Raw genomic sequence first — 19,303 nt, 5'->3', positions numbered from 1 at the left:
CGTGGCCGCTCCGTCTTCCGGATCTCCTGCCGTCTCCGCATCTCCTGCCGTTCCGGCAGCCCGTCGCAGTCTGGCCGCGCGGCTGCCGGAATTCCCCTGGGACGCCCTGACCCCGGCGAAGCAGCGCGCCGCCTCCCACCCGGACGGCATCGTCGACCTCTCCGTCGGCACCCCCGTCGATCCGACGCCCGCCTCCGTGCAGCAGGCCCTCGCCGCCGCCGCGGACAGCCCCGGTTACCCCACCACGATCGGCACCCCCGCGCTGCGGGAGGCGATCGTGGATTTCGTGCATCGTCACCGCGGTGCCCCCGCCCCTCTCGGCATCGAGGGCGTGCTGCCCACCGTCGGCTCCAAGGAGCTGGTGGCGCACCTGCCCTTCCAGCTCGGCATCGGCCCTGGGGAGGCAGTGGCGTTCCCGCACATCGCCTATCCCACCTATGACATGGGCGCTCGGTTCGTGGGTGCGGAGTCTATGCCGCTGGACCTCGCTGCCCTGGCGGCATACGGGGATGCCGCGCTGCCGGAGCCGGGTGCCGCCGCGCGGATCCGCCTGCTGTGGCTGAACTCGCCGTCGAACCCCACCGGTGAGGTGCTGGACGTGGCCCAGCTGGCGGCGATCGTCACCTGGGCGCGGGAGCACGGGATCGTGGTCGCCTCCGACGAGTGCTACGCGCTGCTGCCCTGGACCGTGGACGAGGTGCCGTCGGTCCTGGACCCGCGAGTGAACGGCGGCTCGCTGGACGGGCTGCTGTGCGTGTACTCGTTGTCCAAGCAGTCGAACCTCGCCGGCTACCGGGCGGCCTTCGTGGCCGGCGACCCCGCTCTGGTGGGCGAGCTGGTGGCGGTGCGCAAGCAGGCCGGGATGATGCTCCCCGGCCCGCTCCAGACGGCGATGGTCACGGCTCTCGGTGATGATCGTGCCCCGGCTGCGCAGCGTGAGATCTATCGCGCTCGTCGCGCGGTGCTCGAGCCCGCGCTGGTGGCTGCAGGCGGCACGATCCACGGTTCCCAGGCTGGCCTGTACCTCTGGACCACCTTCGGTGAGGACGCGATGACCAGTGTCCAGCGCCTCGCAGACAGCGGTGTTCTGGTGGCCCCTGGGATGTTCTATGGTGTTGCTGGCGGGACTTTCGTCCGGGTCGCCCTCACCGCGACCGATGAGCGGATCGCTGCCGCCGCCCGGCGCCTCGAGCGCCTCTGACACCTCCGGCGCCCTTGCGCGCCGTACCGATCCGACCACGCACAACGGAGAGCCCATGGATCACACGACGACGTCCGCTCAGCTCAACCTGGGGGAGAAGACCCTCGATCTCCCGATCGTCCCCGCAGTGGAGGGGAACTCCGGCATCGCGATCGGCCCCCTGCGCAAGGAGACCGGTGAGGTCACCTACGACCCCGGCTTCATGAACACCGCGAATGCCAAGTCCTCGATCACCTACATCGACGGCGACGAGGGGATCCTGCGCTATCGCGGCTACCCGATCGAGCAGCTCGCGGAGAAGTCCAGCTACCTCGAGGTCTCCTACCTGCTGATCAACGGCGAGCTGCCCACCAAGGGCCAGCTCGACAACTTCGAAGCGAAGGTCGAGCACCGCACCCTGCTCGATGAGCGCTTCAAGCGCATGTTCGACAACTTCCCGCGCGATGCGCACCCGATGGCTGTGCTCCAGGCCGGCACCTCGGCGCTGTCGACCTTCTACCAGGATTCGCTGGATCCCTTCGACGAGGAGCAGGTGCGGATCTCCGCCGTGCGGCTGCTCGCGAAGATGCCCACGATGGCTGCCTACGCGCATCGGATCGCCCAGGGTCACGCGCTGCTCTATCCCGACAACCGGCTCTCGCTGATCGAGAACTTCCTGCGCCTGACGTTCGGGTTCCCGGTGGAGGACTACATCGCCGACCCGGTCGTGGTGCGCGCGATGGAGCAGCTGCTGATTCTGCACGCCGACCATGAGCAGAACTGCTCGACCTCCGCGGTCCGACTCGTCGGCTCCGCCCAGGCGAACCTGTTCACCTCGATCTCCGCCGGGATCGGCGCGCTCTCGGGTCCCGCCCACGGCGGCGCCAACGCCGCGGTGATGGACATGCTCGACCAGATCCAGGCCGAGAACATGGACCCGCGCGACTTCATGGAGAAGGTGAAGCGCAAGGAGGACGGCATCCGGCTGATGGGCTTCGGCCACCGGGTGTACAAGAACTACGATCCCCGCGCCCGCATCGTCAAGAAGATCGCCGACGACGTCCTCGAGCGCCTCGGCGTCAACGACTCCCGCCTCGAGCTGGCGATGCAGCTCGAGGAGATCGCGCTGAAGGACGACTACTTCGTCGAGCGCAAGCTCTACCCCAACGTCGACTTCTACACGGGCCTGATCTACAAGGCGATCGGCTTCCCCACGGAGATGTTCACGGTGCTGTTCGCCATCGGCCGCCTGCCGGGCTGGATCGCCCAGTGGGAAGAGATGGTCCACGACCCGGAGACCAAGATCGGTCGCCCCCGCCAGATCTACACCGGCCATGCCGAGCGGGACTACACGGCGATGGAGGACCGCACCGGCACCAGCGAGCTGCGCCTGGCCGCCCTCCAGTCCGACATCGAGAAGCGCGGCTGATCCCTCGCCTCTGAGGTCACCGGTCTCCCGAGACCGCCCGCACCTGAGCGCCCTGACCGTGCGACCCCTCCCCGTGAGGAGCGTCGCTGTTCAGGGCGTTCTCGTCGGGACCTTCCGCCCGCTCCCGCAGCGTTCCTCGCCCTAGCCTGAAGGCATCCGTGAAGGGCCCGCAGCGCCGAGGCCCTTCCGCCCAGCGAGGAGGACCCGATGACGACTGCCACCACCGATCGCCCCGGCACCGAGGCCGCAGGCCAGGACGCCTGGGACGGCTTCGCCCCCGGTCCCTGGCAGGAGCGGATCGAGGTGCGCGACTTCATCCAGCGCAACTACACCCCCTACGGCGGGGACGCCTCGTTCCTGGCCGGCCCCACCGAGAAGACGCTGCGGGTCTGGGACCACCTCGAGACTCACTATCTCTCCGAGGAGCGCCGTCGCCGCGTCTACGACGTCGACACCCATACCCCCGCGGACGTCGACGCCTTCCCTGCCGGCTACATCAGCGAGGACGACGACGTGATCGTCGGCCTGCAGACCGATGTGCCGCTCAAACGCGCCATGATGCCCGCCGGCGGCTGGCGGATGGTGGAGACCGCCATCAAGGAAGCGGGCAAGGAGGTCGACGAGGACGTCAAGAAGATCTTCACCCAGTACCGCAAGACCCACAACGACGCCGTCTTCGACATCTACACCCCGCGGATCCGCGCCGCCCGCTCGAGCCACATCATCACCGGGCTGCCGGACTCCTACGGGCGCGGCCGCATCATCGGCGACTACCGCCGCCTGGCCCTGTACGGCGCCGAGTTCCTCATCGCCGACAAGCAGCGCGCCAAGGATGCGGTGGCCGACCAGCCCTTCTCTGAGCACTGGGCCCGCTACCGCGAGGAGCACTCCGAGCAGATCAGGGCACTGAAGAAGCTGATGCGACTGGGGGAGTCCTACGGTCTGGACCTGCGCCGCCCTGCCGCGAACGCGCAGGAGGCCGTGCAGTGGACCTATATGGCCTATCTCGCCGCAGTGAAGAGCCAGGACGGCGCCGCCATGTCCATCGGCCGCCTCTCCGCCTTCCTCGACGTATACGTCGAGCGGGACCTCGCCGCGGGCACGATCACCGAGTCGCAGGCCCAGGAGTACATCGATGCGCTCGTGATCAAGCTCCGCATCGTCCGCTTCCTGCGCACGATCGACTACGACCAGATCTTCTCCGGCGATCCCTACTGGGCGACCTGGTCCGATGGCGGCTTCTCCGCCGACGGCCGCGCGCAGGTCACCAAGACCTCGTTCCGGCTGCTGCAGACCCTGCGGAACCTCGGAGCCGCCCCGGAACCGAACATCACCATCTTCTGGGACCCCGAGCTGCCGGCGGGGTACAAGGAGTTCTGCTCGGCGATCTCGATCGAGACCTCCTCGATCCAGTACGAGTCCGATCAGCAGATCCGTGACCGCTGGGGCGATGATGCGGCGATCGCCTGCTGCGTCTCGCCGATGGAGGTCGGCAAGCAGATGCAGTTCTTCGGCGCCCGGGTCAACGCCGGCAAGGCGCTGCTCTACGCCATCAACGGCGGCCGCGACGAGGTCTCCGGGAAGCAGATCACCACCGAGGGCGAGTTCGCACCCATCTCCGGGGACGGCCCGCTGGACTTCGACGAGGTCTGGAACCGGTACGAACAGATGCTGGACTGGGTGGTGGGCACCTACGTCGAGGCGCTGAACATCATCCACTACAGCCACGACCGCTACGCCTACGAGGCGATGGAGATGGCGCTGCACGACAGCGAGATCGTGCGCACCATGGGCTGCGGCATCGCCGGCCTCTCGATCGTCGCGGACTCCCTCTCGGCGATCAAGCACGCGAAGGTCACCCCGGTGCGCGATGAGACCGGGCTGGTGGTCGACTACCTCACCGAGGGCGACTTCCCCCGCTACGGCAACGACGACGACCGCGCCGACGACATCGCCGCGACGATCGTGCACACGGTGATGCAGAAGATCACCGCGATCCCCATGTACCGCGAGGCGATCCCGACCCAGTCGGTGCTGACCATCACCTCGAACGTCGTCTACGGCAAGGCCACGGGGTCCTTCCCCTCCGGCCACCGCGCGGGCACCCCCTTCTCTCCTGGAGCGAACCCCGAGAACGGGGCCGACACCCACGGAATGGTCGCCTCGATGCTGAGCGTCGGCAAGCTCGACTACCACGATGCCCTCGACGGCATCTCGCTGACCAACACCATCACCCCGCAGGGCCTGGGTCGTACCAAGGGCGAGCAGGTCACCAACCTGGTCGGCATCCTCGACGCCGGCTTCGTGATGGATGAAGAGATGGGGGAGCAGTGACCACCCGAGCCGACCGGACCGCCACTGCCAACTCCTCCACCACCACTCAGGAGACAGCCATGACCACCCGCCCCGTCACGACCTACGCCGAACGCCTGGCCTCGATGAAGGCCAACCGTGCGAAGAACAAGATGGAATCAGGTCTGTTCCACGCGAACATCAACGTGCTCAACAAGGACACCCTGGTCGATGCGATGGAGAGGCCGGAGGACTATCCGAACCTCACCGTGCGGGTCTCCGGCTATGCGGTCAATTTCGTCAAGCTCACCCGTGAGCAGCAGCTGGACGTGCTGGACCGCACCTTCCACCAGGGCGCCTGAGGGCATGGAGCAGAGCGCTGACCTGCTGGCCACACCCGCCCGGAACCGGCGCACCGGTGCGGGGATCGAGGGCATGGCTGAGGTCGAGCTCGAGAGATCCGATCGGCTGACCGCGGTCAGGGAGGGCCAGGTCGCCTCCCTCCACTCCTGGGAGCTGGTCACCGCGGTGGACGGACCCGGCACGCGGCTGACCCTCTTCTTCGCCGGCTGTCCGTTGCGGTGCGTGTACTGCCACAATCCCGACACGATGGAGATGCGACGCGGGCAGGATGTGGGGCTGGAGGAGATCGTGCGCCGCATCCGCCGCTACCGGCGCGTGTTCTCCGCGTCCGGCGGCGGGCTCACCCTCTCCGGGGGAGAGGTGCTGATGCAGCCTGCCTTCGCCGGGAAGGTGCTGCGCGCGGCGAAGGAGATGGGCGTCCACACCGCAATCGACACCTCCGGCTACCTGGGCGCGGTCGCGTCCGACGCCTTCCTCGATGATGTCGACCTGGTGCTGCTGGACGTGAAGTCCGGCAGCGAGGAGTCCTACCAGGCGCTCACCGGCCGCACGCTGCAGCCGACCATCGACTTCGGGGACCGGCTCGCACGCCGCGGCATCCCGATCTGGCTCCGCTTCGTAGTGGTGCCCGGCTGGACCGACGGCGAGCACAACGTCGAGAAGGTCGTGGACATCGTGGAGCGCTGGAAGAACGTGATCGAGCGGGTCGAGGTGCTGCCCTTCCACAACATGGGCCAGGACAAGTGGGACACGCTCGGGATGGAGTACAAGCTGCGCGATGCTCAGCCGCCCAGTCGGGAGGTCATGGAGCGGGTGCGGGGCCAGTTCCGCGCCCGCGGGCTCACGGTGCACTGAGGCTGGCGCGGCGCGTACAGTCCGCACCGCAGGCCATGCACGCGCATCACGCTCTGCGCAGCCGGTTCAGCGCCCGCTGACCAGTACCACCACGCGGTCTGTCGCGCCGCCGCCGGTCGCGGTCCAGCTCGCCGCCTCGTCCCCGCGCAGCGAGCGATCCCAGACCCGTCCCTGGTAGGACACCTGGACCACGCCGTCGTCGGCCGCGCGGGCGACGGCCCAGTTCGCGAGGGCCCAGCCGATCGCGTCGTCGCCGCCCGGATCGATCACCAGCGCGGTCGCTCCGGCGTCGGCCGGCAGCTGCGGTGCCGCGCCGGAGGCCGCGGCCAGGGTCGAGGTGACCCGGCCGGACCCGAGAGCGCGGGGGAACTGGCGTGCGAGCTCCTCGCGGACCTGCTCGGGGGAGACGACGGAGCCGACGGAGTCGAGGGTGCACACCAGGTTCGCGCCGCTCTGCCCTGTCAGCGCCGAGGCGTACAGCCGTCCCTCGGTCTCGTGATCTCGGTAGGCCTCGGGATGGCCCGAGCGCTGGACCTCCTGGGCGACGTCGTTGATGTCGGCGCTCTGGTAGTCGGGGATCGTCTCCAGCACGTCATAGAAGGCGTTGGAGGAGTAGATCGGGTCCATGATCTCCGCCTCGGTGCCCCAGCCCTGCGAGGGCCGCTGCTGGAACAGTCCCAGTGAATCGCGGTCCCCGTAGTCGATGTTCCGCAGCTGCGACTCCTGATAGGCGGTCGCCAGAGCGATCGACGCCGCTCGCGGCGGCAGCTGCCGGTCCACGGCCGTCGCGCTGATGAGGGCGGCGTTGGCGACCCGTTCCGTGCTGTAGCGATGGGTGGTGCCGAGCCCGGCGGCCACGCAGGTACCCTCATGGGCGGGCGAGCCGTAGCGCTGCAGCGCGACATAGCTGCCGCCCGCGATACCCGCGAAGAGCAGCACCATCACCAGCGGGACCACGAGATGGCGGGCAAGAGACCGGCTCCGACCCCGTGCTCGCCGTCCGGCGCGCGCCGTCATCCCGGGTGCTCCTGGTCCGCCGTCAGTTCGCGTGCAGGGCGGCGTTGAGCTCGACGGTCTGGCCCTTCCGGGCCACCGCCTGCACCGCACCGCTCAGCGAATTCCGACGGAACAGCAGGTTGGGCACACCGGAGAGGTCACGGGCCTTGACCACGTGGGCCCCTTCCATCCCTTCCCCCACGGTGCCCGCCTCTCCGATGACCTCGACCTTGGTGCCCGCGGTGAGGTAGAGCCCCGCCTCGACCACGCAGTCATCGCCGATCGCGATGCCCACACCGGCCTCGGCGCCCAGCAGGGAGCGGCGACCGATGCTGACGCGCTCGGTGCCCCCGCCGGAGAGGGTGCCCATGGTGGAGGCGCCGCCGCCCACGTCGGAGCCGTCGCCCACGACGACGCCCTGGGAGATACGGCCCTCGATCATCGAGGCGCCCAGGGTTCCGGCGTTGAAGTTCACGAAGCCCTCATGCATCACGGTGGTGCCCTCGGCGAGGTGGGCGCCGAGGCGCACCCGGTCCGCGTCGCCGATGCGCACGCCGGTGGGCATGACGTAGTCGACCATCCGGGGGAACTTGTCGACGCTGAGCACGGTGGGGGTGCGGCCTGCGGAGATCAGGCGCAGGCGGGTCTCCTCGAAGCCGGTCACGGCGCAGGGCCCCTCAGTCGTCCACACCACATTGGTGAGCGCGCCGAAGAGTCCGTCGAGGTTCTGGCCGTTGGGCTGGACGAGCCGGTGGGAGAGCAGGTGCAGGCGGAGGTAGGCGTCGGCGGCGTCGATCGGGGCGGCAGCGAGCTCGATCACGCGCACCACCGCTTCCTGGGCGGTGCCGCGGACCTCGTCAGCGCGCGCTGCGGAGCTCAGCTGGGCATGCAGAGGGTGGCTCTCAGGAGCCTCGGGAACCGCTCCCAGCTGCGGGGCGGGGTACCAGGTGTCGAGGGTGGAACCGTCCGCGGCGAGGGTGCTGAGGCCGATGCCCCAGGCGTGGGTGGCGGGGGAGGACGTCGGCAGCGTAGTCACGGGGAGAGTCTACGAAGCATGCACCGTGGAATGCCCGTCGCAACCACGCGGCGGGGTGAAAAGCACACTCAGGTGCAGGCTACTTATCCCGCTTTGGAGACTGCTCTCCGACGGCCGCCCAGAGGACCCGGAACGTCAATGCGACACCGTCGGAATCGGGATCGCCCAGGATGTCTGCGTCGTGTTCATCGCGGTTCAGCTGGCTGTACTCCCGAACCTTCGTGGAGACCAGGCGATTCAGCTCACGCATCTGCTCCCTGGACAGGCGCAGTGAGGTGCCGTGCATGGTTCCCAGCCCGTCCTCCGGGGACACATCCTCGGCCCGGGAGCGGGCGATCTCGGCACTGAAGGCCGAACGCATCCACTCGAAGGCGGCCAGGGCCGTGGCTCCGGACGCGGCGAGGTACTCCGTGTCAGTGCTGTCGGGGTCATTCACGGAGCGAGCGCTGCTGCCACCGTGATTGAAGGATGTCTGAGCGAGGCGCCATACTCGGTCACGCCGATCACGGGCAGCCTCCGGCGCGTCCTCAATGACGCCTCCGCGCGCCAGGATCCGCAGGTGGTAGCTCACCGAGTTGGCGGGAAGACCGAGATCGGCGGCGATATCCGCGGCGCGGGCGGTGCCCCTGCGACCCACCCGCTCCATGATCTCCAGACGCAGAGGATGGGCCATCGCCCGCAGTTGGTCGCGGGTCGCGTATTCCGGCTTTGCCGAGCTCACCAGCGGTGTCCTCTCGTCCTCGCCCGTCGGCGCGTCGCTGCTCATCTCCGCAGTCTACGGAGAATCGCGTGATGCGCACTGGCCCGTGCGCTAGAGATCTTGCACAACATCACTTGCGCAAGATCTATTGCGCACCATGTCTTGTGTAAGTAACGTTCCGGTCATGACGACCACTGCCGCCACGCCCGCGCCGACGCCGACACTGCGTGCGAACCTCGAGTACCACCGCTGGCTGGTGGGGGACCTCTGCCTCGACCTCGGCGCCGGGATCGGGACGTTCGCTTTCCCCTTGATCACCCTGATGGTCACGGACTCACTCGGTGCGACCGGGCTGGTGGGGCTCGTACAGGGTCTGGGGGTCCTGGTCGGGATGATTCCGGGCGGGCTGCTAGCGGACCGCTACGAGCGGCGGCGCCTACGGCTGCTCGCCGGGGTGACGGGGGTGGTGGTGCAGGCCGTGCTCATCACGGTGCTCGCGGCAGGGTGGGGGAGTTTCATCACGCTCGCCGCCCTCGCGTTCGCGGATCGGCTCCGAGGGACCCTGTTCGGGAGTGCCTCGAACGCGATGCTCAAGCAGATCGTGCCGCCGGCCCTGTTGCCCCGCGCCTTCGCGGTGAACGAAGGTCGCGAAGCCGCAGTGGAGATGGGGGCCGGCCCGCTCGGCGGCGCGCTGCTGGGCCTGTCGATTCTCTGCCCGCCGCTCATGCAGCTGCTGGGCAATCTCGGCTCCGTCCTCGCCACCCTCTCGATGCGCGGAAAGTACTACCCCCGCACTGAGCCTTCGCCACCGACCCGAGTACGGGATGAGCTGCGCGAGGCCGTCTCTTGGGTGCTCTCCCAGCGCATCCGCCTGCAGCTGATGGGGGTCGCCGTCGCTGTGAACCTCGGGTTGAACGGTCTGATCCTCGCAGTGCTGCTGAACCTCGCCTCCGGGGGTGTGTCAGCGGCGCGGATCGGCCTGTTGAATACGGTGCTTGCCGCGTCGATTCTGCTCGGAGCCATCGCCGCACCGCGCCTGGTGGACCGAGTTCCCACCGGGGCGGTGGTCATCACGCCGCTGCTGCTGATGGCCATGGTCGGGGCATTCATCCCCTTCGCCCCGGGGATGCTCTGGATCGCAGCTGCGTATGCGCTGATGGGACTCGGCCTGGCCCCGCTGAACGCTGCGACGCAAGGCTTCTTCATGCACCTCACCCCGGTGGCGATGCAGGGGCGGATCGGTGCGCTGATGGGCCTGGTCTCGATGGGGCTGATGCCGCTGGGGCCAGTGCTCGCCGGCTGGGGCCTCGAGGTCGTCGGGCCCCTGCCCACGATGCTGATGTTCGCGAGCATCACCCTGCTGGGGGCGCTGATCTCGCTGCTGGGACGCGATCTGCGCCGGATCCCGGTCGCCGGGCAGTGGGAGAGCTATGCCCGCGAACAGGGACTGGCCGCTGAGGAGTGACGGCGTCGGCTCCCTGACCGGTCAGGCGTCGAGCTCGGAGGTCTGCCCGATCCACTCCGCGGCCCGCGCGCGACGGGCCACCTTCAGCAGCCGACGATGGCGCAGATAGATCGTGAGCACCGCGGCGACCAGCGCGACCACCCCGCCCCCGAGCATCCAGGGTGCGTACTCGCCCAGTCCCTGTTCGTCTCCGAGCATGAGGGTGATCAGCAGGATCGCCGCTCCGCTGACGATCGCCAGCACTCCGGCGCCGACCAGGAGAGCCGGGCCCAGGGCCTGCACGAGCGCGGGTCCGGCAGATTCGCCCTGCAGCGGGCGGCGCAGCGGCAGCCCCCGGCCGAGCTGTCCGGGGCGCGAGGCCGCCCAGTCCAGCAGGATCCGGTCCCGTCGCAGGGTCGCGATCTTCCCGATGATCGCAGCGAGCAGCGCGGCCACGACGAGCGTCCCGAGCAGCGGCAGCGCCTGATCCGGGAGACGATCCGAGATCCCGGACCCCTCGGAGCGGATGCTCAGCACGACCGTGGCCACGAAGCACCCCAGCACCACCAGCAGCAGCACCGCCTCGACCAGCCGCAGCGGCAGCTGCCGGGCGTCCTGCTCGGCCTGGGCCGCAGAGTCGAGTTCATCGGCGACCGGATCGGCGCCCTCCTCGAGCACCACCCGGCGCTCATCGGCGAGGCGCTGGACGAACTCCTCGGTGTGCTGGCCGGCGCGCAGTGACGGCGCGTACTGCGCCCGCTGTGCGGTGGTGAGCCAGGCGGTCATCACCAGTGCGTCGGCCGAAGCGCGCTCCTCGGGCAGCAGATCGGCATTGACGATCGCCCGGAGCCTCGCAGCCTGACGCCCGCCGAACGGACCGCTGGGATTCGCCGGCTCGGATCGAGGCAGGTGCCTCGGCGGTGGCGCGGGAGTGGACATGCCGACATGGTCCCAGATCGGCGGACCCGCAGGGGCCATGAGGACGGAATCTCGTCCAGAGCCGTGTGCTGGCCGCGCCATACTTGAGGGATGACCGCAGCCACCGATCCCGTCCGTACCGTCGCCGTCGTCGGGGCAGGACCGCGGGGCACCGCCATCATCGAGCGCCTGGTCGCGGCCTCGACCAGCTCCGAGTGGCGCGGCGCGCTCACGGTGCATCTGATCGACCCGCTGGTGGGGCGCGGCGGTGCGGTCTGGCGGCACGACCAGTCCGAGGTGCTGCTGATGAACACCACCACCCGCCAGACCACGATGTACCCCGACGAATCGTGCCACGCGGTGCTCCCTGCCTCACGCACAGAGACTCTCGCAGACCACCTCGCCGGTGAGGGGCTCGCGCCCACTGACTTCGCTTCCCGCGCAGCCCACGGCCGCTACCTCGCCCATGTGCTCGAGACGGCGAAGGCCGACGCCGATCCCGCCCGGCTGCGGATCGTCGAGCACGCCGCCGAAGCGGTCGACGTGACCGGGGAGGCTGACGGGCCACAGCGCGTGCGGCTGTCCGACGGGCGCGTGCTGCGCGCCGACGCGGTCGCGCTCGCGCTCGGGCACCTTCCCACCGCGCTCAGCCCCCGCTCGCAGCAGCTGGCCGACGCCGCGGAGCGTCACGGCCTGGTCCATCTCGGTCCCGCGAACCCGCTCGAGGTGGACTACGCCTCGCTGCTGGGACGGGAGGCCGTCGCCGTCCAGGGCATGGGCCTGAACTTCTACGACGCGATCGGGATGCTCACCGCCGCTGCCGGCGGCCGCTTCGAGTCGGATCACACCGCCCCGTCGGGCCTGCGCTATGTGCCCGGGGGCGGCGAGCCGCTCCTGGTGGTCGGCTCCCGCTCCGGCATGGTCTACCGGCCCAAGCCCGATCTCGGCGCGCAGATGCCCGAGCCCTACCTTCCCGAGGTGCTCACGGGGGAGCGGGTGCTCGAGCTCGCAGTGCGCGCCGCCGGCGTGGACCACGAGCACGACGTGATGCCGCTGATGTTCGCGGAGCTGCGCAGAGCACTGCACAGAGGCGGATTCCCCGAGCTCGCCCGCGACGAAGCACTGCTCCCGCTGCTGTTCCCCTTCGGCCGACGCGGGGGAGAGAACCCGCATCCCGCGCGCAGCACCCGGGAGGTGCTCGAGGAGGCGCTGCGAGCCGCGGCCGAGCCCGATCCCGCCTGGGTGCTGATCTATCGGGTGCTGATCGCCCTGCGGATCCAGGTCAACCGGCTCACCGATCTCGGCGCCTACACCACCGAGTCCGTACGGCAGGACATCGACGGCCATCTGCGCAACGCCTTCGCCTCCTGGGCCTCGGGCCCGCCCGTGCTGCGGGCACGGCAGGTGCTCGCCCTGGCCGAGGCGGGACTGCTGGAGTTCACCGGCCCCCGCATGCACCTGGACATCGACGACGAGGCGGGCCGCTTCGCGGTGCACGGCGCCGAGGGTGAGACCACCTTGTGCGACGGGGTGCTCGAGGCGCACCTGCCGCCGGTGGATCTGCCCGCCTACCGCAGCGCCCTGCTGGGCGCCTGGCGCGAGCGGGGGGAGGCGCAGAAGGATTTCTGGGCCTCCCGCGGCACCCGGCGCCGGATGCTCACCGGCTCGATCGCCGTGGATGGTCTGTATGCGCCGGTCGGGGTGGATGGCACGGTCTACGAACGCAGGCTCCTGGTCGGAGTCCCCGTCAGCACCGCCCAGCCGGGTTCCTCGATCACCGCCGAGCCCGGCACCGGCGCCCAGCTGCTGCGCCATGCCGAGGCGATCGCGCTGAGGCTGGCCCGGGCCGGCGGAGCGCTCGCCGAGGACTGAGCGCTGCGTGACCTACTCGTCGTCGAGGCTCTCTGTGTCGTCCCATTCCTCTGAGTCGTCCGAGTCATCCCACTCAGCAGCCTCATCAGCATCGTCTTCGTCGTCATCCGGCCGGGCATGATCCGAGGTCGGCAGCCACTCCAGAGCGTGTCGACGGCGGCCCACGATCATGCGCATCGGACGCCGCCCCAGGAGATACGCGGCGCCGAGCACCGTGATGAGCAGCGCAGGCCAGAGGAGGAAACTCTCGACCTCGAGCTCCTCCCAGCCCGGCGCCCTCCCATCGGCGATCGCCCGTGAGAACCCGGGCCAGGCGTCCCACGCCAGGATCACGAGCAGGAGCCCGCCGAACGCCGTCGTCCAGGCCATGACGGACCGGGCGGCTCGGCTCTCCCAGAGGGAGGGCGCATCGACGGTCCCGACCGGCGGCAGCCCGCGTGCGAGCTGCCCGTCCCGCCCCGCGGCCCAGTCGATCAGCACCGTCACCCGTCGCCGTGCGATCAGCCGGCGCCAGCACCACTGGACCAGCAGCATCACGCCGCCGAGGACCAGCCCGATCGCACCGAGGGCGAAGAGCACTTCCGAGCTGAACAGGATTCCGAGCCCACCGGCGACCAGGAACACCGCGCCGACCAGGATGAGCGCACACTCGGCGCGGGAGGCATGTCCCGTGAGGCGCTGCGTGCGGGAATCAGCGGTGATCACGGCCTCCGCGCTCTCGAGCTCCTCCGGCTGGGGGACGGGTCGGGACTCGAGCACTGCCCGCCGCGCGGCGGCGAGGTTCCCCGCAGCGATCTGCTCGTCGCTCGAGCCGGCGCAGCGGGTGCGCTGCGAGACGTCGAGCAGCCCGGCGATCACCCTGCCGTCCGACTCCGCGCGAGTGCGCAGTTCCTCGCCGTCGAGCTGCACAGCACTCCTTCGCGGTGGGTGGATGACCGCAGCGATCCTGCCATACCCGGACGTGGCACGATGACCGCCATGAGCAACCAGGCCGCCCCTGCCCTCGACCCCCGCGCCGACATCGTCGACCTCACCGCTGCGATCGTCGACCTCGAATCCGTCTCCGGGAACGAGCAGGCGCTCGCGGATGCCGTCGAGCAGGCGCTGCGCGTGCACGCGCCCCATCTCGAGGTGCTGCGTGATGGAGACACCGTCATCGCCCGCACCCACCGGGGCCTTGCCCAGCGCGTGCTGCTGGCCGGCCATCTCGACACCGTCCCGCTCGCGGACAACCTGCCCTCGACCCGCCGGGTCCGTGAGGGTCGCGAGGAGCTGGTGGGCAGGGGCACCTGCGACATGAAGGGCGGGGTCGCGGTGTTCCTCAAGCTCGCCGTCGAAGCAGCCACCGCCCCTGTGGATCTCACCTGGATCTTCTACGACCACGAGGAGGTCGCGGCGGCGGACAACGCCCTGACCCGGATCGCCGTAGAGCATCCCGACTACCTCGAGGCGGACTTCGCGATCCTCGGCGAACCGACCTCGGCCGGGGTCGAGGGAGGCTGCAAGGGCACGATGAAGCTCGAGGTCACCACCCGCGGCGTCGCCGCCCACTCCGCCCGGGACTGGGTCGGCGACAACGCGATCCACCATCTCGCCCCCGTGCTCGAACGCCTCGCCGCCTACGAGGCACGGCGCGCCGTGATCGATGGGCTCGAGTACCGCGAGTGCCTCAACGCCGTCTCGATCACCGGCGGCATCGCCGGCAACGTGATCCCAGATCGGGCCAGCGCCGTGCTGAACTACCGCTTCGCCCCGGACACCTCCGTCGAGCAGGCCGAGGCGCACGTGCAGGAGGTCCTCGAAGGCCTGGACCTGGAGATCGTCGTGATCGATGCGGCCGGGGGCGCGCTGCCCGGTCTGGACAACGATGCGGCTCGCGGATTCCTCGCGGCTCTCGGCGAGGGCGTGTCGCTGGCCGCGAAGCAGGGCTGGACCGACGTCGCCCGCTTCTCCGCGCTGGGCACCCCTGCGGTGAACTTCGGCCCCGGCGATCCGCTGCTCGCCCACACCGATGACGAACACGTGCCGCTGGAGGATCTCGAGGCGGCCCTGGTGGGGCTGCGCCGATTCCTGGCCGTCTGAGAGCTACGCTCGCTCCATGACGCCTGAGGAACGAGAGCAATACCGCAAGGGCCCGATCACGATGCGCGGCTCCCAACGACCCGACCGGACCGCCGATCAGCGGCTCCTGGAAGAGGGTGGCAACGGCCAGTGGGTCCACTCCGATCCCTGGAGGGTGCTGCGGATCCAGTCCGAGTTCGTCGAGGGCTTCGGGGCACTGGCCGAGCTCGGCCCCGCCATCTCCATCTTCGGCTCCGCCCGGCTGGGCGAGGACGACCCCTATTACCAGTGCGCGGTGGAGATCGCCAAGGGCGTGGTCGACCTGGGCTACGCGGTGATCACCGGTGGCGGCCCGGGCATCATGGAAGCGGGGAACCGGGGCGCGAAGGAGGCCGGAGGCGTCTCCGTGGGGCTCGGGATCGAGCTGCCCTACGAGACCGGCCTGAACCAGTACGTCGATCTCGGTGTCGACTTCCGCTACTTCTTCGCCCGCAAGACGATGTTCGTGAAGTACTCCAGCGGCTTCGTGGTGATGCCGGGAGGCTTCGGCACCTTCGATGAGCTGTTCGAGGCCCTGTGCCTCATGCAGACCCACAAGGTCGACCTGTTCCCCGTGGTCCTGGTGGGCCGCTCCTACTGGCAGGGGCTGCTGGACTGGCTGCGCACGGCGGTGGCGGAGGGCGGGATGATCAATCCTGCCGACATCGACCTGATGCGCGTGGTGGACACTCCCGAGGAAGCGCTCGAGGTGCTGCGCGAGGCGGCGGAGGTCGAGTCCGCCGACAAGCAGGAGGCCCTCCGGCGATCGGCCGCCACGCACGTCGCCCGCGCAGAGGCTGCGCGTCAGGTCGTAGCGGAGGGATGAACACCTTCGGTCGACGAACTGCGAGGGACGAGTGGGAGGAGACCGACTCATGAACTCCGTCGGTCGACGAACTGCGAGGGACGAGCGGGAGGGGGCTGGCGCATGAGTGCAGCGAGTCCGATGGTGCTGCTCCTGCTGCTCGTCGCAGTGCTGGTGGGAGCGCTCATGGTGGGGGTCGCCATGGGCCGGTTCGGGGACGGTATCGACCTCCCGGCGAGGCCTCGCCGGACCCGACGTGCGAAAAGGTCCCGAGACCTGAGATAATGGCCACCGTACGCGCATTGCCCGAGGCCCCGTCCGGGGGAGCCATGCAAGGGCAGTGACACACCAAGGAGGCACGCGATGGCTGCTATGAAGCCGCGCACCGGGGACGGTCCGCTCGAAGTCGTGGAAGAGGGACGCAGCATCATCATGCGAGTCCCGCTCGAGGGGGGCGGCCGGTTGGTCGTCGAGATCGCCGCGTCGGAAGCCGTGGAGCTGCGGGATGCCCTCGAGGGCGTCATCAAGTAGAACTCGCCATCCCAGACCACAGCCCCGCACCATTCGGTGCGGGGCTGTTGTTGTTGTCTCAGGCGGTGTTCATCAGGCCGTGCGGTGCCGTGCCGTGCGGTGCAGTGCGTTCCGGGGACGGGCGTTCACACGGGAGCCTGCGGTCGGGTCTCAGCCGCGCAGCACTGCGGCGAGCACCCCGTCCCCGCTGCCGGTCAGCGTGGCCACCAGGTCCTCGGAATCGGTGATCCCCTTCAGCAGTGCGCGCACCGCCTGGGTGGTCGCATCCCGCGCCGCCGGGTCGGCAACTCGATCGTGGTAGAGCGCATGGGGGATCACAAGCACGCCGCCCGGCCGCAGCAGCCGGCGGGCGTGCTCGAGCAGGTCCAGCGCATGTGGGGCATGGGCCGGGAAGCTCACCAGGTCGTAGGCATGATCGGTGAGGCGGCCGACGACGTCACGGGGACGCCCGGCGATGGTCCGCACCCGGGGGGAGCGGATCCCGGCCTCGGCGAAGGCCTCGCGGGCCGCGCGCTGGTTCTCGACCTCGGGGTCGATCGTGGTGAGCACTCCCTCCGGGTGCATGCCGGAGAGCAGATAGAGGGAGCCGACGCCGCTGCCGGTGCCGATCTCGACTGCAGAGCGTGCATGCACCGCCGCGGCGAGCACCCGCATGAGCGCCCCGGCGCCCGGGAGCACCGGGGTGGCGCCGAGCTCGGCGCCACGATCCCTGGCTCGGGCGAGGATGCCATCGTCGGAGAAGAGGGTCGCCTCATCGACGAACTCCTCCCCATGGGCCCAGCTGGCCACCTTTCCCGACGACATCTGTGCATCCTCTCCGTTCACTCTTCTGATCTGGCCGATCCTACGACAGCCGCCGCTCCTGTGAGCCCCGCGCGGTGCGCGATGCAATAATGTCAGGCATCAGCGGACCTCGAGACGTACAGGTGGACAATGGGCGGCACCGGATTCATCGGCCTCGGTGGGTGGGAGCTCGTCGTCCTGCTCATCGTGTTCTTGGTGTTCGTCGGGCCGCAGCGTCTTCCTGACGTCACCCGGCAGCTGATCTCGTGGGTGCGCCAGGCGCGCCGCTGGGTGGACGACTCACGTTCGACCGTCGAGGACGAGATGGGCATCGCCATCGAGGACCTCCGGAAGTACGACCCCCGCCAGTACGATCCTCGCCGCATCATCCGCGAGGCCTGGGGTGACACCGACCTCGAGGAGCTGCTGCCCGGCAAGGAGGCGATGAGCATCGCCGCCGGGGGCGCCGCAGCAGGTGCCGCCAAGAAGGGTGCGAAGTCCGGCTCGAAGTCGGCGAAGGACAAGGCCCCGAAGCGGGCGCCCTTCGACGACGAAGCCACCTGAGCTGACGGCAGAATCCGTCTGAGCCGACGGCGGCATCCACCTGAGCCTACGGCGGCAGCCGCCTGAGCTGACGGCAGCATCCACCTGAGCGGACTCCGCAGCCGGATCTGGCGCCCCTGAACTGACGCCCCTGAACTGACACCCCGGAGCCGACGGCCCCGGGCCTGAAGACCGAGTGCCCCTGTCAGGACCGGGCGACCGTCAGCGGCAGCTTCATCCCACCCAGCCCGCGAGGCTTGCGCACGAGCGCTCGGGCCACACCCTTGAGTGCCATCGCGGTCGGCGAATCGGGGTCGGAGACCACCAGCGGCACGCCCCGGTCCGAGCCTTCGCGCAGCGCGGGATCCAGCGCGATCCGGCCCAGCACGGGCACGTCGTGCCCCACGGCACGGGCGAGCGTCGCGGCGACGCGATCCCCGCCACCGGTGCCGAAGACATCCATCACGGTGCCGTCGGGCAGGGTCAGCCCGGCCATGTTCTCGACCACCCCGGCGACCTCCTGCTCGGTCGAGGTCGACAGCGAGCCCACCCGCTCGGCCACCGTCGAGGCGGACTGCTGGGGCGTGGTCACCACGACCATCTGGGCACTGGGCAGCAGCTGGGCCACGGAGATCGCCACATCTCCGGTGCCGGGCGGCAGGTCCAGCAGCAGCACGTCGAGGTCACCCCAGAAGACGTCCGAGGCGAACTGCTCGATCGCCCGGTGCATCTTCGGTCCGCGCCAGACGACCGCCTGCCCCTCGGGCACGAACATGCCGATGCTCATCACCGCCACCCCGTGGCCCTCCGGAGGCATCAGCAGATCGGAGACCTTGGTGGGCTGGTCGGTGATGCCGAACATGCCGGGCATCGAGAAGCCATGGATATCTGCATCGATCACCCCCACGCGCAGTCCGTCGGCCGCCATCGCCGCGGCGAGGTTCGCGGTCACCGTGGACTTGCCGACCCCACCCTTGCCGGAGGAGATCGCGAAGATCCGGGTCAGCGAGCCGGGCTGGTTGAAGGGGATCTGGCGGCGGCCCTGGCGCAGCCGCTTGGTGAGCTCGCTGCGCTGCTCCTCGGTCATCGCGCTGGTCGAGACCTCGACCCGCGAGAGTCCGGGCACGGTCGCGGTCGCCTCCGCAGTCTCGCGCTCGATGCGATCACGCATCGGACAGCCTTCGATCGTGACCAGCACATGAACCTTCGCGACGCCCTCGGCATCGACGTCGACGGAGCCGACCATGCCGAGCTCGGTGATGGGACGGCGGATCTCGGGGTCGATCACCCCGTTCAGGGCCTCGCGGATCTGCGCGACGCGCGAATCCTCAGCGCTCTGTCCGTCACCGGGATGCTCGGTGGGCTGCTCGCCGGTGGTGTGCGCGGGAGCGGGCTGTTCGAAGGCGTTCCGGGGGTCGGACGCGTTCACTGGGTCTGATGCATTCATGGGGTCGGA

At 69.7% G+C, this 19,303-nt stretch carries 18 protein-coding genes; 11 read left to right on the top strand and 7 right to left on the bottom strand.

All coding sequences use genetic code 11. The features are described from left to right. The first annotated feature begins 1 nt into the window (after nt 1). The 5 genes from dapC to pflA all read left to right on the top strand — a co-directional run bounded on the left by dapC (nt 2) and on the right by pflA (nt 6,119). Entirely contained in the window at nt 2–1,201 is a 1,200-nt protein-coding gene (gene dapC, locus ACTH43_RS06920) for a succinyldiaminopimelate transaminase (protein ID WP_441444189.1), read from the top strand. Nucleotides 1,202–1,256: 55 nt separating this feature from the next. Beyond that, nucleotides 1,257–2,609, top strand: a complete 1,353-nt coding sequence (locus ACTH43_RS06915) for a citrate synthase (RefSeq protein ID WP_441444188.1) — start codon at nt 1,257–1,259, stop codon at nt 2,607–2,609. Nucleotides 2,610–2,816: 207 nt separating this feature from the next. Continuing rightward, entirely contained in the window at nt 2,817–4,943 is a 2,127-nt protein-coding gene (locus ACTH43_RS06910; protein ID WP_441444187.1) for a pyruvate formate lyase family protein, read from the top strand. A 59-nt stretch (nt 4,944–5,002) separates the two neighbouring features. Next, a complete protein-coding gene (grcA2, locus tag ACTH43_RS06905; RefSeq protein WP_441444186.1) occupies nt 5,003–5,263 on the top strand; it encodes an autonomous glycyl radical cofactor GrcA2 in 261 nt (86 codons plus the stop codon). A gap of 4 nt (nt 5,264–5,267) precedes the next feature. Continuing rightward, nucleotides 5,268–6,119 (top strand): pyruvate formate-lyase-activating protein, encoded by an 852-nt coding sequence (gene pflA / locus ACTH43_RS06900; protein WP_441444185.1) that lies wholly within the window; start codon nt 5,268–5,270, stop codon nt 6,117–6,119. Nucleotides 6,120–6,185: 66 nt separating this feature from the next. On the opposite strand, the gene ACTH43_RS06895 is transcribed toward pflA, so the two are convergent. The 3 genes from ACTH43_RS06895 to ACTH43_RS06885 all read right to left on the bottom strand — a co-directional run bounded on the left by ACTH43_RS06895 (nt 6,186) and on the right by ACTH43_RS06885 (nt 8,917). After that, complete coding sequence (locus ACTH43_RS06895; RefSeq protein ID WP_441444184.1) at nt 6,186–7,136, bottom strand: hypothetical protein; 951 nt, start codon at nt 7,134–7,136, stop codon at nt 6,186–6,188. A 22-nt stretch (nt 7,137–7,158) separates the two neighbouring features. Next, the gene (dapD, locus tag ACTH43_RS06890) at nt 7,159–8,142 is read right to left on the bottom strand and encodes a 2,3,4,5-tetrahydropyridine-2,6-dicarboxylate N-succinyltransferase (RefSeq protein WP_441444205.1); all 984 of its coding nucleotides are present in this window, start codon (nt 8,140–8,142) and stop codon (nt 7,159–7,161) included. A gap of 88 nt (nt 8,143–8,230) precedes the next feature. Next, nucleotides 8,231–8,917: an ArsR/SmtB family transcription factor gene (locus ACTH43_RS06885; RefSeq protein WP_441444183.1), complete on the bottom strand. Its 687-nt coding sequence runs from the start codon at nt 8,915–8,917 to the stop codon at nt 8,231–8,233. 118 nt (nt 8,918–9,035) lie between these two features. Here ACTH43_RS06885 and ACTH43_RS06880 point away from each other — a divergent pair, with 118 nt between their 5' ends. Then, nucleotides 9,036–10,316 carry an MFS transporter gene (locus ACTH43_RS06880; RefSeq protein ID WP_441444182.1) on the top strand — a complete coding sequence of 427 codons (1,281 nt, stop codon included), beginning with the start codon at nt 9,036–9,038 and terminating at the stop codon, nt 10,314–10,316. A 21-nt stretch (nt 10,317–10,337) separates the two neighbouring features. On the opposite strand, the gene ACTH43_RS06875 is transcribed toward ACTH43_RS06880, so the two are convergent. After that, nucleotides 10,338–11,234, bottom strand: a complete 897-nt coding sequence (locus tag ACTH43_RS06875; RefSeq protein WP_441444181.1) for a hypothetical protein — start codon at nt 11,232–11,234, stop codon at nt 10,338–10,340. Nucleotides 11,235–11,324: 90 nt separating this feature from the next. Here ACTH43_RS06875 and ACTH43_RS06870 point away from each other — a divergent pair, with 90 nt between their 5' ends. Next, nucleotides 11,325–13,085 (top strand): FAD/NAD(P)-binding protein, encoded by a 1,761-nt coding sequence (locus ACTH43_RS06870; RefSeq protein ID WP_441444180.1) that lies wholly within the window; start codon nt 11,325–11,327, stop codon nt 13,083–13,085. A gap of 12 nt (nt 13,086–13,097) precedes the next feature. On the opposite strand, the gene ACTH43_RS06865 is transcribed toward ACTH43_RS06870, so the two are convergent. Further along, nucleotides 13,098–13,994, bottom strand: coding sequence for a hypothetical protein (locus tag ACTH43_RS06865; RefSeq protein WP_441444179.1), 897 nt, complete (start codon nt 13,992–13,994; stop codon nt 13,098–13,100). Nucleotides 13,995–14,063: 69 nt separating this feature from the next. On the opposite strand from ACTH43_RS06865, the gene dapE reads away from it, so the two are divergent. The 3 genes from dapE to ACTH43_RS06850 all read left to right on the top strand — a co-directional run bounded on the left by dapE (nt 14,064) and on the right by ACTH43_RS06850 (nt 16,521). Then, nucleotides 14,064–15,167 (top strand): succinyl-diaminopimelate desuccinylase, encoded by a 1,104-nt coding sequence (dapE, locus tag ACTH43_RS06860; protein ID WP_441444178.1) that lies wholly within the window; start codon nt 14,064–14,066, stop codon nt 15,165–15,167. Between the two features lie 16 nt (nt 15,168–15,183). Further along, a complete protein-coding gene (locus ACTH43_RS06855; RefSeq protein WP_441444177.1) occupies nt 15,184–16,011 on the top strand; it encodes a TIGR00730 family Rossman fold protein in 828 nt (275 codons plus the stop codon). A 342-nt stretch (nt 16,012–16,353) separates the two neighbouring features. Then, nucleotides 16,354–16,521 (top strand): DUF3117 domain-containing protein, encoded by a 168-nt coding sequence (locus tag ACTH43_RS06850; RefSeq protein ID WP_010551467.1) that lies wholly within the window; start codon nt 16,354–16,356, stop codon nt 16,519–16,521. A gap of 150 nt (nt 16,522–16,671) precedes the next feature. On the opposite strand, the gene ACTH43_RS06845 is transcribed toward ACTH43_RS06850, so the two are convergent. After that, entirely contained in the window at nt 16,672–17,325 is a 654-nt protein-coding gene (locus ACTH43_RS06845) for an O-methyltransferase (RefSeq protein WP_441444176.1), read from the bottom strand. Between the two features lie 129 nt (nt 17,326–17,454). Here ACTH43_RS06845 and ACTH43_RS06840 point away from each other — a divergent pair, with 129 nt between their 5' ends. Continuing rightward, complete coding sequence (locus ACTH43_RS06840) at nt 17,455–17,868, top strand: twin-arginine translocase TatA/TatE family subunit (protein ID WP_441444175.1); 414 nt, start codon at nt 17,455–17,457, stop codon at nt 17,866–17,868. A gap of 184 nt (nt 17,869–18,052) precedes the next feature. Here the strand turns inward: ACTH43_RS06840 and ACTH43_RS06835 are convergent, their stop codons facing one another. Then, nucleotides 18,053–19,294, bottom strand: a complete 1,242-nt coding sequence (locus ACTH43_RS06835; RefSeq protein ID WP_441444174.1) for an Mrp/NBP35 family ATP-binding protein — start codon at nt 19,292–19,294, stop codon at nt 18,053–18,055. Nucleotides 19,295–19,303 lie beyond the last annotated feature (9 nt).

This window comes from Brachybacterium sp., from assembly GCF_052095815.1.
Classification (GTDB): domain Bacteria; phylum Actinomycetota; class Actinomycetes; order Actinomycetales; family Dermabacteraceae; genus Brachybacterium.
The sequence above is the reverse complement of the archived record's forward strand: the minus strand, read 5'-3'. Positions and strand labels throughout refer to the sequence as shown.

Excerpts from the sequence above, each read along its gene's own strand:
- pflA (WP_441444185.1), top strand. The coding sequence starts at position 5,268 with ATGGAGCAGAGCGCTGACCTGCTGGCCACACCCGCCCGGAACCGGCGC.
- ACTH43_RS06845 (WP_441444176.1), bottom strand. The coding sequence starts at position 17,325 with ATGTCGTCGGGAAAGGTGGCCAGCTGGGCCCATGGGGAGGAGTTCGTC.
- ACTH43_RS06850 (WP_010551467.1), top strand. The coding sequence starts at position 16,354 with ATGGCTGCTATGAAGCCGCGCACCGGGGACGGTCCGCTCGAAGTCGTG.
- ACTH43_RS06835 (WP_441444174.1), bottom strand. The coding sequence starts at position 19,294 with ATGAATGCATCAGACCCAGTGAACGCGTCCGACCCCCGGAACGCCTTC.
- ACTH43_RS06885 (WP_441444183.1), bottom strand. The coding sequence starts at position 8,917 with ATGAGCAGCGACGCGCCGACGGGCGAGGACGAGAGGACACCGCTGGTG.
- ACTH43_RS06910 (WP_441444187.1), top strand. The coding sequence starts at position 2,817 with ATGACGACTGCCACCACCGATCGCCCCGGCACCGAGGCCGCAGGCCAG.
- ACTH43_RS06895 (WP_441444184.1), bottom strand. The coding sequence starts at position 7,136 with ATGACGGCGCGCGCCGGACGGCGAGCACGGGGTCGGAGCCGGTCTCTT.
- ACTH43_RS06915 (WP_441444188.1), top strand. The coding sequence starts at position 1,257 with ATGGATCACACGACGACGTCCGCTCAGCTCAACCTGGGGGAGAAGACC.
- ACTH43_RS06880 (WP_441444182.1), top strand. The coding sequence starts at position 9,036 with ATGACGACCACTGCCGCCACGCCCGCGCCGACGCCGACACTGCGTGCG.
- ACTH43_RS06870 (WP_441444180.1), top strand. The coding sequence starts at position 11,325 with ATGACCGCAGCCACCGATCCCGTCCGTACCGTCGCCGTCGTCGGGGCA.
- dapE (WP_441444178.1), top strand. The coding sequence starts at position 14,064 with ATGAGCAACCAGGCCGCCCCTGCCCTCGACCCCCGCGCCGACATCGTC.
- ACTH43_RS06875 (WP_441444181.1), bottom strand. The coding sequence starts at position 11,234 with ATGTCCACTCCCGCGCCACCGCCGAGGCACCTGCCTCGATCCGAGCCG.
- grcA2 (WP_441444186.1), top strand. The coding sequence starts at position 5,003 with ATGACCACCCGCCCCGTCACGACCTACGCCGAACGCCTGGCCTCGATG.
- ACTH43_RS06840 (WP_441444175.1), top strand. The coding sequence starts at position 17,455 with ATGGGCGGCACCGGATTCATCGGCCTCGGTGGGTGGGAGCTCGTCGTC.
- ACTH43_RS06855 (WP_441444177.1), top strand. The coding sequence starts at position 15,184 with ATGACGCCTGAGGAACGAGAGCAATACCGCAAGGGCCCGATCACGATG.